The sequence below is a fragment of the Cellulosilyticum lentocellum DSM 5427 genome (genome assembly GCF_000178835.2).
Taxonomy (GTDB): Bacteria; Bacillota; Clostridia; order Lachnospirales; family Cellulosilyticaceae; genus Cellulosilyticum; species Cellulosilyticum lentocellum.
The window spans coordinates 3,307,410-3,319,624 of sequence record NC_015275.1 but is presented as its reverse complement, the minus strand read 5'-3'; the positions used below and the strand labels follow the sequence as shown (position 1 = coordinate 3,319,624).

At 37.2% G+C, this 12,215-nt stretch carries 15 protein-coding genes; 12 read left to right on the top strand and 3 right to left on the bottom strand.

The genetic code is table 11. The features are described from left to right. Window positions 1-6 precede the first annotated feature (6 nt). A complete protein-coding gene (locus CLOLE_RS15320; RefSeq protein ID WP_013658037.1) occupies window positions 7-495 on the top strand; it encodes an isochorismatase family protein in 489 nt (162 codons plus the stop codon). Window positions 496-560: 65 nt separating this feature from the next. Here the strand turns inward: CLOLE_RS15320 and CLOLE_RS15315 are convergent, their stop codons facing one another. Together CLOLE_RS15315 and CLOLE_RS15310 are read right to left on the bottom strand one after the other, a co-directional pair. After that, a complete protein-coding gene (locus CLOLE_RS15315; protein WP_013658036.1) occupies window positions 561-1,301 on the bottom strand; it encodes a TIGR03915 family putative DNA repair protein in 741 nt (246 codons plus the stop codon). A gap of 22 nt (window positions 1,302-1,323) precedes the next feature. Then, a complete protein-coding gene (locus CLOLE_RS15310; RefSeq protein WP_013658035.1) occupies window positions 1,324-2,700 on the bottom strand; it encodes a putative DNA modification/repair radical SAM protein in 1,377 nt (458 codons plus the stop codon). A 289-nt stretch (window positions 2,701-2,989) separates the two neighbouring features. Here CLOLE_RS15310 and CLOLE_RS15305 point away from each other — a divergent pair, with 289 nt between their 5' ends. Both CLOLE_RS15305 and CLOLE_RS15300 read left to right on the top strand, forming a co-directional pair. After that, window positions 2,990-3,391 (top strand): hypothetical protein, encoded by a 402-nt coding sequence (locus tag CLOLE_RS15305; RefSeq protein ID WP_013658034.1) that lies wholly within the window; start codon window positions 2,990-2,992, stop codon window positions 3,389-3,391. A gap of 50 nt (window positions 3,392-3,441) precedes the next feature. Beyond that, entirely contained in the window at window positions 3,442-4,182 is a 741-nt protein-coding gene (locus CLOLE_RS15300; RefSeq protein WP_013658033.1) for a uracil-DNA glycosylase family protein, read from the top strand. A 123-nt stretch (window positions 4,183-4,305) separates the two neighbouring features. Here the strand turns inward: CLOLE_RS15300 and CLOLE_RS15295 are convergent, their stop codons facing one another. Then, on the bottom strand, window positions 4,306-5,358 hold the full coding sequence (locus CLOLE_RS15295) for an NAD(P)H-dependent flavin oxidoreductase (protein ID WP_013658032.1): 1,053 nt from the start codon (window positions 5,356-5,358) through the stop codon (window positions 4,306-4,308). A 243-nt stretch (window positions 5,359-5,601) separates the two neighbouring features. Here CLOLE_RS15295 and CLOLE_RS15290 point away from each other — a divergent pair, with 243 nt between their 5' ends. The 9 genes from CLOLE_RS15290 to fabZ all read left to right on the top strand — a co-directional run bounded on the left by CLOLE_RS15290 (window position 5,602) and on the right by fabZ (window position 12,215). Then, window positions 5,602-6,078, top strand: coding sequence for a MarR family winged helix-turn-helix transcriptional regulator (locus tag CLOLE_RS15290; protein WP_013658031.1), 477 nt, complete (start codon window positions 5,602-5,604; stop codon window positions 6,076-6,078). Next, window positions 6,075-7,043 carry a beta-ketoacyl-ACP synthase III gene (locus CLOLE_RS15285; protein ID WP_013658030.1) on the top strand — a complete coding sequence of 323 codons (969 nt, stop codon included), beginning with the start codon at window positions 6,075-6,077 and terminating at the stop codon, window positions 7,041-7,043. Before CLOLE_RS15290 ends, CLOLE_RS15285 begins: the two co-directional genes overlap by 4 nt. 106 nt (window positions 7,044-7,149) lie before the next feature. Then, a complete protein-coding gene (gene acpP, locus CLOLE_RS15280) occupies window positions 7,150-7,374 on the top strand; it encodes an acyl carrier protein (RefSeq protein ID WP_013658029.1) in 225 nt (74 codons plus the stop codon). A gap of 20 nt (window positions 7,375-7,394) precedes the next feature. Continuing rightward, on the top strand, window positions 7,395-8,360 hold the full coding sequence (fabK, locus tag CLOLE_RS15275) for an enoyl-[acyl-carrier-protein] reductase FabK (RefSeq protein ID WP_013658028.1): 966 nt from the start codon (window positions 7,395-7,397) through the stop codon (window positions 8,358-8,360). A gap of 12 nt (window positions 8,361-8,372) precedes the next feature. After that, window positions 8,373-9,317, top strand: a complete 945-nt coding sequence (gene fabD, locus CLOLE_RS15270; protein WP_013658027.1) for an ACP S-malonyltransferase — start codon at window positions 8,373-8,375, stop codon at window positions 9,315-9,317. Continuing rightward, window positions 9,310-10,053 (top strand): 3-oxoacyl-[acyl-carrier-protein] reductase, encoded by a 744-nt coding sequence (gene fabG, locus CLOLE_RS15265; RefSeq protein ID WP_013658026.1) that lies wholly within the window; start codon window positions 9,310-9,312, stop codon window positions 10,051-10,053. Before fabD ends, fabG begins: the two co-directional genes overlap by 8 nt. 21 nt (window positions 10,054-10,074) lie before the next feature. Beyond that, on the top strand, window positions 10,075-11,316 hold the full coding sequence (gene fabF / locus CLOLE_RS15260; protein WP_013658025.1) for a beta-ketoacyl-ACP synthase II: 1,242 nt from the start codon (window positions 10,075-10,077) through the stop codon (window positions 11,314-11,316). After that, entirely contained in the window at window positions 11,317-11,778 is a 462-nt protein-coding gene (gene accB, locus CLOLE_RS15255) for an acetyl-CoA carboxylase biotin carboxyl carrier protein (protein WP_013658024.1), read from the top strand. It begins immediately after the preceding gene. A gap of 14 nt (window positions 11,779-11,792) precedes the next feature. Further along, window positions 11,793-12,215 carry a 3-hydroxyacyl-ACP dehydratase FabZ gene (fabZ, locus tag CLOLE_RS15250; protein WP_013658023.1) on the top strand — a complete coding sequence of 141 codons (423 nt, stop codon included), beginning with the start codon at window positions 11,793-11,795 and terminating at the stop codon, window positions 12,213-12,215.

Below are 12,215 nucleotides of genomic sequence, written 5' to 3'. Positions count from 1 at the left end.
ACAACAATGAAGTTACTTTTAATTATTGATGTACAAGGTGGTTTTATCAATGAAAACACCAAGCAAATTCCAGAAGATATTATAAAACATGTTAAGAATTACGACTATGATTTAATTATAGCAACGCGTTTTATCAATAAGGTTGATTCTTTATATCAAACAGAATTAAATATGAAGGAAATGACCATGCTTAGTCCAAAAACCAAGTTAGTGGAGGGCATAGGAGAATTAGCAGATATTGTGATTATGAAATCTACTTATACAGCTTTAACAGAAGATGTCAAAAAGCTTTTAAAGAAAAATGAGTTAAAGCAGGTGTATATTGCTGGACTCAATATGGAAGGTAGCATCATGGCTACAGCTTTTAATTTATTTGATAGGGATATTAAGCCCATCATATTATCTCAGCTTTGTGGCTCAGTAAAAGGTGAGTCAATGAAGCAAAGTACATTAGAGATTTTATCACATAACATAGGAAAAGATAATATTCTTTAAAAGGACCATGAAGGGGTAAGATAAGAAAGAGAGGGAACTATTAATCTGCAATGCCCTCTCTCTTTTTATTGTAATTCAACTAAATGTTTAAAATAGCGTCTAGGCATATAAGCATTACGTCTTTTGATATTAATACGCTCAGGAATAGTAGTAGAAGTATAGTAAGCTTTAAAGAGTTTTTCAAATGGATCATCTATTTGTGTCCTTAGAAGTACCTCGGCCTCATGAGGCGTAAGCTGTTGGATAAAGATTTCCTTTTGGTTATAAACAATCACTTCTGAGCGCTTTACATCGTGAATCATAAAGCATTGATCAGAAAAGCGCTTTTCAAAATGCTCTATTAATAAAGGTAAAATATGATGGTCAGGTTCAATCTGAGCATAAAATAGCATAGGACGTATTTCTTTAAAGCGAACAAAACCAACATAGCGATGGGCTTCAAAGCGGACGTGTTTTACAGCCAGATCCATAGCACGAATAATGTCATTGTTTTTGGCTAAATTGATCCTGTCTGTATAACGATAGCAGAGTTTAAGGTAGTTTAAGATAAGCGTTTCAACGCCTTCTTCTTCACTTAAGTAGGCACAATAAACATTTTCTAAAGTAGAAGTAGAAAGCTTATCATGAATGCTAGTATAAACCCGATCAGCTTTTTCAGCTTCCGTTACAATAGTTTTGGGAGAAGTAAAAAAAGAAGGAGCATAAAGCTGAGATTTATAAATATGGACTTCTTCACGTTCTCCATAACCATAAAAAATGGCAGTTAGTAAGCCATCAAAGGTGCCATCATATAAATAATCAATCATAAAGACCTCCTAAAAATAATCATTATAATTCACCAGTTAAAGCTGTGGGCGTATCAGATAGTAAAATATGCTGTTTGATACCGACTGTTTTAGGTAGTAAAAGAGCTGAGGTAGGTGATGTGATCATTTTATCTGGCGGTGGTGTTTGGAAGTTAAATAAACTGAGCTGCTCATAAGGTGCTGTTTCATCATAATAAGCATCTTGAGGAATTAATAGTCGTTTAATCTTATCTTCCTGCATATCCACCTTGCCATAATATTTAGTGTTACAAGTAATAAAGTACTGAGCCCTTTTAAGAACAATCCCCAATTTGCGTAAGTCTTCATAATGCAGAGGTGCAATACGCCTACTACTCATAATTTTTTGTGCACCACGAATGCCAATACCAGGAACTCGTAATAGCATTTGATAAGGCGCACTATTAATCTCTACAGGAAACTGTTCTAAATGATTAAGGGCCCAAGAGGTTTTAGGATCTAGGTGAGTATCAAATTGAGGATGTGCTTCGTCTAATAGCTCCGTCGCCTTAAAACCATAAAGTCTAAGTAACCAATCTCCTTGATAAAGCCTATGTTCTCTAAGTGTAGGTGGCTGGGTTAGTTCTGGTAAGTTCTTTCCCTTATTAACCGGTGTATAAGCCGAATAGTAAACTCTTTTTAAACCATATTTATTATAAAGCTTCTCACTTAGATTTAATATATTATAATCTGTATCTGGAGTAGCGCCGATAATAAGCTGGGTACTTTGACCACCAGGGACATAAAGAGGAGCTTTGCGAGACTTTTTACGTTCTTCTAGATGAATTAAGCTATTTTGATGTATATCATGCATTGGTTTAAAAATAGCTTCTTTTTTCTTGTCTGGGGCTAAAAGTTTTAAAGAATCGGCAGAAGGTAACTCGATATTAACACTCATACGGTCCACATGAAGGCCGGCCTCGTGAATTAACTCATCACTAGCGCCAGGAATAGCTTTTAAGTGAATATAACCGCCGAAGTGGTGTTCGGTGCGAAGCTTTTTAACAATGCTAGTGAGCATTTCCATAGTATGATTAGCATCTTTGATAATAGCGGAGCTTAAAAAAAGTCCTTCTATATAATTACGTCTATAAAAATTAATAGTAAGAGATACCACCTCCTCTACTGTAAAGGCTGCTCTACGTACATTATTAGAACGCTTATTAATGCAATAAGCACAGTCGTAAATACAATAATTGGTTAATAGAATTTTAAGAAGGGAGATACAGCGGCCATCAGGGGTATAACTATGGCAAATGCCGGCAGCTTCTGTAGAACCGAGTTGTCCTTTTTTAGGAGAACGATTAGAGCCAGAAGAGGAGCAAGAGACATCATATTTTGCTGCATCAGATAGGATTTCTAATTTTTCTTTAATATCCATGATTTCACCTTACCTTTAAAATTAAATCGAACATTTGTTCTATTATATCCCAAGATAAGCAAATAAACAAGGGGCCAGTGAAATAAGTAAGAGGAGGAGGTATAGATTGGTCTTAGTGGGTAAAAATAAGGTTATAGCATAATTGTAGATAATTAACCTTATACGATTAAATAAGGGATATTTTGACATGAATTTTTAGAATAAGGGCTCATATGTTTACTTAAAGCAAGAATTGTATTATCATTAATTTAAATACTAAACTTAACATGACTAGAAGGGAGGTCAGAATATGATTCATATTACATTACCAAAGACACTTGCAATAGTAGAAGGCCGTATTAATAAGGAAGAGCTAGAAGCTATTTTTGAAAAGGGAGGAAAATATCCTTCAATTAAAGAGCAGCTTATTTTAAAAGCTTATGAGATTACTGACACAACAAAGATGGTTTATGATTCTAAAGAATTAACAGTACTATCTAGTGAGGATCAAACAGGCACTTACTTAAGTTGTTTTAATAAAACAGAAGAAGAAATCAAATTAGAAATACCTCTTTCAGCTTTGGCGTTAGAAGAGAAATATAGTGCTTATTGTGTTTTAACCGCAGAAGAAATTGATATTTCTGAAGATATTTTGAGATTAATGATTCCAGATGAAGGTATATTATTAGTTAAACTAACACCGGAAGTATAAAACTAAGCATTGAGGGAAAAGCAATTTTTGAAAGAGATGGTAGAGATGAGATGAAGCATTTACCTAATATAAAAGACTACTATGAAATAATGAATAAGCTTCCCTTAAAAGCAAGTTATACGAGAGAAGAATTGATGATACCGGAGCTTTTAGTAGAAGCCGAAAAAGAGATAGAGCTTTATTATTGCACGCACAATGAATACATGAATCCAAGAGCAAAAGTATTTATTATAGGTATTACACCAGGCTTTACTCAGATGAGTAAGTCTATTAGCACGGCTAGAGCATGTATAGAAGAAAATAAGCCTTTAGAGGAAATGGTCCATTTGTGTAAAAAGGAAGGACGCCTAGCAGGAGTACTTAGAAAAAATGTAGGTGAAATGCTAGAAGCGTTAGACTTACCAAATGGCTTGGGAGTTGAAAGTGCCAAGGTACTTTTTGATGAAAGAGAAGACTTATTGCATACCACATCTATGATTCCTTTTGCAGCGTTTGTAAAAGGTAAAAATTATACAGGGCATAGCCCGCAGCTATTAAAAAGTGACTTTTTAATGAGCTATGTAGAAGCACATTTCTACCCACAAATAGAAGTAATGCAAGAAGCACTTATTATACCATTAGGCAGATGTGTAGAAGAAGTGATTAAGGGCTTAATTGCTAAGGGCAAAGTGGATGGAAATAAATGCCTACTGGGTTTCCCACACCCTTCAGGGGCTAATGTGAATAGAAAAAAGCAATTTGAAGAAGAAAAACAGCAGTTGTTGATTAAAGTAAAACAATTTTGTAAATAATAATAAGGGACTAAAGGTTTTATGTCGAACTATAGATAGACTCCCATCTATAGTAAAAAAACGGTCATTTGGCAGTGAGGGTTGCCAAATGACCGTTTTATTTTACTAAGATGATTGCGGCTTTTACTTTTCAAGAGCTCCTTTGATTTCATCAAAAATGTCAGCCACTGTTTCTAAGTGGGTAGCTTTATAAGCGTTACTACCACAGAAAAGAAGTGCATGTTCAATATCTCCCTTGGCCGCAGCTATAAGTACTTTTGAAATACAATAAGGAATAGTAGTCACGCCGCATTTTTCAATACAATGATAAAAGCAAGCGTTATTACCAGGCGTATTTTTGATATAGTCATTTAATATAGCACGACCAGGCATACCAACAGGGCTTTTAATAATTTGAATATCTTCCTTTTCAGCTTTAATATAAGCTTCTTTATAGGCTGATGCAGCATCACATTCATACGTTGTTACAAAGCGTGTACCCATCTGCACACCATCTGCACCGCGCTCTAAAGCTAGGCGTACGTCTTCACCGGTGTAAAAGCCTCCTGCTACGATAACAGGAATAGCTTTTTCGTATTTATTTTCATAGTCTTTAACAACCTCTTTAACCTCTTTCATAATATCTAGAACATCAGGATTTTCAGCAATCGTTTCATGAGAAAAACCTAAATGTCCACCAGCTAAAGGTCCTTCTACAACAATGCAGTCAGGTGCTACTTGATGCTTTCTATCCCACATACGGCAGATCACACTTGCAGCTTTTCCGGAAGAAACAATAGGGGCTATTTTAGTAGCACTACCTTTGGTGAAAAGTGGTAAATCTAAAGGGAGACCTGCACCAGAAATAATAAGATCAGCGCCAGCTTCCACAGCTTTTTTAGCATATTCACCATAATGTTTTAAAGCTACCATGATATTAACCCCTATAATACCTTGTGGGGCAATAGCTTTAGCTTTTAGTAGCTCGTCTTTTAAGCTACGCAGATTAGCTGCTAAGGTATTAGTTAGAAAGTCAGGTTCGCGGTAACCTACTTGAGCAGCAGAAATAACACCAATCCCTCCATTTTTTGCCACATGACCTGCTAACTGATGCAAGGAAATACCTACACCCATACCACCTTGAATAATAGGAAATTTTGCTTTTAAATTGCCAAAAGGCAAGTGAATTAAGTTCATTTGATCAACTCCATGTATTAGATTAAATAGAATAGTAAACATATATTTTGATATTCAAAGTAAAGACTTTGATAATCAAAGTATATGAATAAAGCACAAAATTGTCAATAAAGAAATCAACTTATAAATGTAAAAAATTGTATTGACAAAATGAAGCTATCGTCATATACTTTGAAAATAAAATACTTTGAATTGCAAAATAAAAGTATTTTTGTTTATTTCACTTGAAGGGAGGAAGGAAAATTGGAGGACTCAATTGAAATTGTAAATACCTTGCTTGTGAATTCCTTTAATAAAATTCTTACACTTGAGAAAGATGTGTTAAAAGAAGGTCCTTTTAGTGAATTAACCATTACAGAGTTACATGCTATTGAGGCCATTGAACTGAAAGGTAAAACCATGACTGAAACAGCTCATAAGTTAGGTATTACAGTAGGGAGCCTCACAGTAACGATTAATCGCCTTGTAAAAAAAGAATATGTCGTAAGAAGTGACAAGGAAGGGGATAGGCGTCTTGTTCAACTAACGCTCACTAAAAAGGGAAAATTAGCTTGGAGATTGCATGACCACTTTCATAGACATATGGTAAGACGTATGCTACAAGGACTAAAGGAAGAGGAACACCAAGTTTTAATTCAATCTCTAGAAAGTTTAGTACACTTTGTAGAAGAGCAACAAGCCTATTTTAAGGCCAAACAATTTGAGGAGAACAAGTTATGATTGGAATGAGGATAAAAGGATTAGGGAAAGCAGTACCAAAAAGAACCGTATCCAATGATGAACTTAGTCAGTTAGTAGACACATCAGATGAGTGGATTACCAGTCGCACAGGTATTAGATCTAGGCATATCGCTACGACTGAAACGACTACCACTTTAGCAATAGAAGCAGCTAGGGAAGCCGTAGTAACCAGTGAGCTGAGCAAAGAGGCTATAGACCTTGTAATCGTGGCTACGGTTTCACCAGATACCATGATGCCTAGTACAGCCTGTAAGGTGGCAGAAGCACTTGGTATAGAAAAGGCTACTTGCTTTGATGTAACAGCTGCTTGCAGTGGTTTTGTTTATGCCACTCAATTAGCTGATAGCTTAATTAAGACAGGCATAGCACACAATGCACTTGTTATTGGAGCAGAGGTCTTAAGCAAGGTAGTAGATTGGAAAGATAGAGGTACCTGTGTTTTATTCGCAGATGGGGCAGGAGCCGTCGTTTATGAAGGAACAGAGGATAATAAAATCTATCATATCGTAACAGGTTCAAGACCAGATGGTGCTGAACAAATTACCTTAGAAACAGCGGGCTTTGACCATACCTTTTACGAAAGGGAAGAAGTAAAACCAGCCATTAAGATGGATGGCAAAGGCGTGTATAGCTTTGCCACAACAACAGTACCTAGAAGTATAGAAGAAGTTTTAAGTGTAGCTAGTTATAGTGCAGATGATGTTGACTGGTATATTTTACACCAAGCTAATTCACGTATTATGGACCGCGTAGCTAGTCATCTTAAAATATCAAAGGAGAAATTTTTCAAGAATTTAGATGAACATGGTAATACATCAGCAGCTAGTATCCCTATGGCTTTATATGATCTAAGTCCTAAGCTAAAAGCAGGGGATAAGCTCATTGCTTCAGGCTTTGGGGCAGGCCTTACTTGGGGCACTATGCTATTTGAGTGGAGTAAGTAAAACAATTAAAAATTAAAAATTAAAAATTAAAAATGAAGAATTAAATAGCATCCATAGGCTATTAGCCTTTTAGGATAAATAAAAAACATTTTAGGAGGAATACAATATGTTAGAAAGATTACAAGCAGTTATCGCAGACAAATTAAGTGTAGAGGTAAGTGAAGTTACACCAGAAGCTACTTTCCGTGAAGATTTAGGAGCAGATTCATTAGATTTATTTGAAGTGGTAATGGGAATTGAAGAAGAATTTGGTATTAGTATTGAAAACGAAGACTTAGAAAAAATTCAAACTGTAGGAGATGCACTGGCCTATATTACAGATAAACAATAAACCATAAGGAGATAACAGTAATGAAAACAATATGTGATTTACTGGGGATTTCCTACCCCATTATTCAAGGTGGAATGGCATGGGTGGCTACTCATAGTATTGCCGCAGCAGTTTCTGAGGCAGGGGGATTAGGTATTATTGCAGCGGGGCACGCTCCTAGTGATTGGCTCCGCGCGGAAATCAGAGCTTGCAAAGCTTTAACTAATAAACCTTTTGGTGTTAACATTATGCTTCTTAGTCCTTATGTAGATGAAGTAGCTCAGGTTGTTGCAGAAGAAGGCGTAAGTATGGTGACAACAGGAGCAGGTAATCCAGGTAAGTATATGGAGCTTTGGAAAAGTGCCGGCATTAAAGTAATACCAGTAGTACCTTCTGTAGCACTTGCAAAACGTATGGAGAAGTGTGGTGCTGACGCCGTCATCGCTGAAGGTGGTGAATCAGGTGGCCATATTGGTGAACTAAGTACAATGGCCCTTGTACCACAAGTTGTAGATGCAGTTGATATTCCAGTTACTGCAGCTGGCGGTATTGGAGATGGTAGAGGTATTGCAGCTGCCTTTATGTTAGGAGCCCAAGGTGTGCAAATGGGTACCAGATTCTTAGTCGCTAAAGAATGTGATATTCCAGACAGCTACAAACAAAGAGTGCTTAAAGCATCAGATATCGATGCAGTAGTGACAGGTCGCTCAACAGGACATCCAGTGAGAAGCCTTCGTAATCAACTGACTAGAGAGTTTGCTCAGTTAGAAAAATCAGGTGCAACACCTGAGGAACTGGACAAATTTGGTACAGGTGCTTTAAGAAGGGCTGCTGTAGAAGGTGATGTGATGAGAGGATCAGTACTTGCTGGTCAAATCTCAGGGATGATTACTAAAGAACAAACTGCTAAAGAGATGGTAGAAGAATTAATACTAGAGCTCAATCAAGTATTAGCAGATAAAATAGAGGGGCTAGAAACCATGGTTAGCCAAATTAAAAACAAATAGGAGGTGGTAAAAATGAAAGCAGCCCTATTATTTCCAGGCCAAGGTGCACAGTACGTTGGTATGGGCAAGGACTTATACGATTCTTATATTATTGTAAAACAATTATTTGACGAAGCAGCTAGCGTTCTAGATTGGGACGTTAGAGAAGTATGCTTCACTGATTCTCATGCACTTATTAATCAAACACGTTATACCCAAGCTGCCCTTTTTACAACTAACTATGCGATTTATAAAGTACTAGAAGCCAATGGGTTGAAAGCAGATGCTATGCTTGGTTTTAGTCTTGGCGAATATGATGCTATTACTGCCAGTGGGGCTTTAGATTTTAAAACAGCTTTAACATTAGTTGATAAAAGAGCAACCTATATGGAAGAAGCAGCCAATAAAAATCCAGGTGGCATGTCAGCAGTTATTGGTCTTGGCATAGAAGAAATCAAAGCAGTTTGTGAGGCTATTAGCGAGGAGAGTCATTTACCAGTGGAAGTAGCTAATGATAACTGTGAAGGACAAGTAACCATAGCAGGCGTGAAAGAAGCATTAGAGCTAGCTAGCTTAAAATTAAAGGAAGCAGGCGCTAAACGTGTGTTACCTCTTAAAGTAAGTGGCGCTTTTCATAGTTCACTTATGGAAGAAGCTAAAGAAAAGTTAGCTAAAGAGCTTGTAACTCTTGATTTCAAGGAGCCACAAGTAGAGGTAATCAGTAATGTGAGTGCAGGGCCTATGAATAGAGAAGAGATTATAGAGAATATTCCTCTTCAAGTCGTTAAAGGTGTACGTTTTAGAGAAAGTATTCATTATTTAGTAAGTCAAGGCTTTGACACCTTTATAGAGGTGGGGCCTAAATGTACACTAAGTAACTTAGTTAAAAAGATGGCACCAGAAGCCACTATTTTAAACGTAGAGGATAGTGATACCTTACGAAATGTATTAGAAAAGGTAGGTAGAGGCAATGCTTAAAGATAAAGTAGCGGTGATTACAGGAAGTGTTCGAGGCATAGGAAGAGCTATTGCTATGTGCTTTGCGAAACAAGGTGCAAATGTTGTAATTAACTATAGTAGTGAGAAAAGGAAAGAAGAAGCTGATCAAGTTGTAACAGAAATTAAGGCATTAGGGGGAAAAGCTATTGCCCTTTGCGCTAATGTAGCCAATAGTGAAGAAGCCAAAGGACTTATTGAAGGAACCATAGCTGCTTTTGGTAAAATAGATATTTTAGTTAATAATGCAGGTATTACTAAGGATATGTTACTTCTTAGAATGACTGAAAAAGAGTTCCAAGAGGTATTAGATGTGAATTTAAAAGGTGTTTTCAATTGTTCAAAGCATGGGGCTAAAGCCATGATGAAAACAGGTGGAAGTATTATTAATATGACTTCAGTAGTTGGCATCAATGGTAATGCCGGACAAAGCAACTATGCAGCCTCCAAGGCGGGAGTTATTGGATTTACCAAATCAGTAGCTAAAGAATTTGCTGGTAAGAATATTCGTGTAAATGCAATTGCACCAGGTTTTATTACAACAGATATGACAGATATACTTCCAGAGCGTGTTAAAGAGAGTGTAATGACAAGTATTCCTATGAAATGTTTTGGAGTGAGTGAAGAAATAGCCAATGTGGCAGTATTTTTAGCAAGTGATCTTTCAAGCTATATTACAGGAGAGGTTATTAAAGTAGATGGCGGTATGGCCATGTAATAACGAGAAGGAGAAGTGAAGATGAATAATAGAGTTGTTATTACTGGAATGGGCGTAGTATCACCGATAGGAAATGACGTAGACACTTATTGGAATAGCTTAAAGGAAGGAAAATGTGGTATTAAAGTACTTCCAGAAGAATTACAAATTGAAGGCACTAATGTGCATGTAGCAGGAACAGTAACAGACTTTGAAGTAGAAAAATACATCGATAAAAGAGAAGCAAGAAGACTAGCTAGATTTTCTCAATTTGCTATTTATGCTAGCAAACAAGCTCTTGAAAATGCAAAGCTCAATATGGAAGAGGAAGATGCCCATAAGGTGGGTGTTATGATTGGAAGTGGTATTGGAGCCTTAGATGTTATTGAACAAGAGACGCTTAAACTTCATGAAAAAGGCGCAAAAAGAGTATCTCCTTTATTTGTACCTATGGCAATTGTCAATATGGCAGCAGGTAATGTAGCTATTCATACAGGTGCAAAAGGTGTTTGCTCTACGGTGGTTACAGCCTGTGCTTCTGGTACACACTCTATTGGAGAAGCCTTCAGATATTTAAAACAAGGTTTTCAAGAGGTGATGCTAGCAGGCGGCAGTGAAGCTTGTATTACGCCTTTAGGGATTGCTGGGTTTAATGCTTTAACAGCATTAACGACGAGTGAAGATCCTATGAGAGCATCTATTCCTTTTGATAAAGAACGTAGTGGTTTTGTTATGGGTGAAGGCGCAGGTGTACTAGTCATGGAAACTTTAGAGCATGCAAAGAAAAGAGGCGCTTCTATTATAGCAGAAGTGGTTGGCTATGGTGCAACAGGTGATGCACATCATATTACGACACCAGCTCCAGGAGGGGTAGGTGCGGCTAGGGCTATGGAAGAAGCTTTAAGAGAAGCAGGTATTGCTTCAGAAGCTGTGAATTATATTAATGCTCATGGTACAAGTACACAGTACAATGACCTTTATGAAACTATGGCAATTCAAAGTGTATTTGGTGAAGCTACTAAAGTAGCTGTTAGCTCTACTAAATCAATGACAGGCCATCTCCTAGGTGCAGCTGGTGCCATTGAAGCCATTGCCATTGCTAAGGCAGTAGAAGAAGACTTTATCCCACCGACAGCTAACTATCAGGTGAGAGATGAAGCTTGCCCACTTGATTATGTGCCAGGTGAGGGAAGAGATGAAAAAGTCCAATATGCCATGAGTAATTCTCTTGGTTTTGGTGGCCATAATGCCACTTTAATCTTTAAGAAATGGGAGGAAGCTTAAATGGAAATCGAAACAATAAAAGAACTTATTAAAGCTTTTAGTGAAGCAGAGCTTACCAAGCTTTCTCTTAAATGCGAAGATTTTGAGCTAAAGCTAGGCAAAGAACAAACCATTTATCAAACAGTCATGACAGAAACAGCACCCCTAGCACCAAGTGTGCAAAGTCCTGCTTACAATAATGATGTTGTTATGAGTGAACCAAAGATGACACCTGCGGCAGAAGTACCAGCAAAGGCCATTACATCACCTATGGTAGGAACTTTCTATGCAGCTAGCAGTCCTAAAGCAAAGCCTTTTGTAGAAGTTGGTTCTAAAGTGAAAAAGGGCGATGTGGTATGTGTGATTGAAGCTATGAAACTAATGAATGAAGTAGAGGCAGAGATAGAAGGCGAAGTAGTAGAGATTTTAGCAGCTAATGAGTCTATGGTGGAATTTGGCCAGCCTCTCTTTATTTTAAAATAGAGAAGGAGTAAACCATGTTAAATACAAAGCAGATTATGGAGATTATTCCCCATAGATATCCTTTTTTACTGGTTGATAAAGCAGAATTACTGGAAGATGGCGGGGCAGCTGTAGGCTATAAAAATGTAACCATTAATGAACCTTTTTTTCAAGGACATTTTCCACAGGAGCCTGTTATGCCAGGCGTTTTAATAGTAGAAGCACTAGCTCAAGTAGGTGCTATTGCACTTTTGTCACAGGAAGCCTTTAAAGGTAAGATTGCTTACTTTGGTGGGATTAAAGATGCTAAATTTAGAGGTAAAGTAGTACCAGGTGATACCTTAAAGCTAGAGTGCGCCATTATTAAGCAAAAAGGCCCTATGGGTGTAGGTAAGGCAGTTGCTAGTGTAGAAGGTAAAAAGGTATGTGAAGCAGAACTTATTTTTGCTATCGGCTAA

Coding starts and splice junctions, on each gene's coding strand:
- fabF (WP_013658025.1), top strand. CDS start 10,075: ATGAATAATAGAGTTGTTATTACTGGAATGGGCGTAGTATCACCGATA.
- CLOLE_RS15315 (WP_013658036.1), bottom strand. CDS start 1,301: ATGATTGATTATTTATATGATGGCACCTTTGATGGCTTACTAACTGCC.
- CLOLE_RS15295 (WP_013658032.1), bottom strand. CDS start 5,358: ATGAACTTAATTCACTTGCCTTTTGGCAATTTAAAAGCAAAATTTCCT.
- CLOLE_RS15310 (WP_013658035.1), bottom strand. CDS start 2,700: ATGGATATTAAAGAAAAATTAGAAATCCTATCTGATGCAGCAAAATAT.
- CLOLE_RS15300 (WP_013658033.1), top strand. CDS start 3,442: ATGAAGCATTTACCTAATATAAAAGACTACTATGAAATAATGAATAAG.
- CLOLE_RS15320 (WP_013658037.1), top strand. CDS start 7: ATGAAGTTACTTTTAATTATTGATGTACAAGGTGGTTTTATCAATGAA.
- fabD (WP_013658027.1), top strand. CDS start 8,373: ATGAAAGCAGCCCTATTATTTCCAGGCCAAGGTGCACAGTACGTTGGT.
- acpP (WP_013658029.1), top strand. CDS start 7,150: ATGTTAGAAAGATTACAAGCAGTTATCGCAGACAAATTAAGTGTAGAG.
- fabG (WP_013658026.1), top strand. CDS start 9,310: ATGCTTAAAGATAAAGTAGCGGTGATTACAGGAAGTGTTCGAGGCATA.
- CLOLE_RS15305 (WP_013658034.1), top strand. CDS start 2,990: ATGATTCATATTACATTACCAAAGACACTTGCAATAGTAGAAGGCCGT.
- accB (WP_013658024.1), top strand. CDS start 11,317: ATGGAAATCGAAACAATAAAAGAACTTATTAAAGCTTTTAGTGAAGCA.
- CLOLE_RS15285 (WP_013658030.1), top strand. CDS start 6,075: ATGATTGGAATGAGGATAAAAGGATTAGGGAAAGCAGTACCAAAAAGA.
- fabZ (WP_013658023.1), top strand. CDS start 11,793: ATGTTAAATACAAAGCAGATTATGGAGATTATTCCCCATAGATATCCT.
- fabK (WP_013658028.1), top strand. CDS start 7,395: ATGAAAACAATATGTGATTTACTGGGGATTTCCTACCCCATTATTCAA.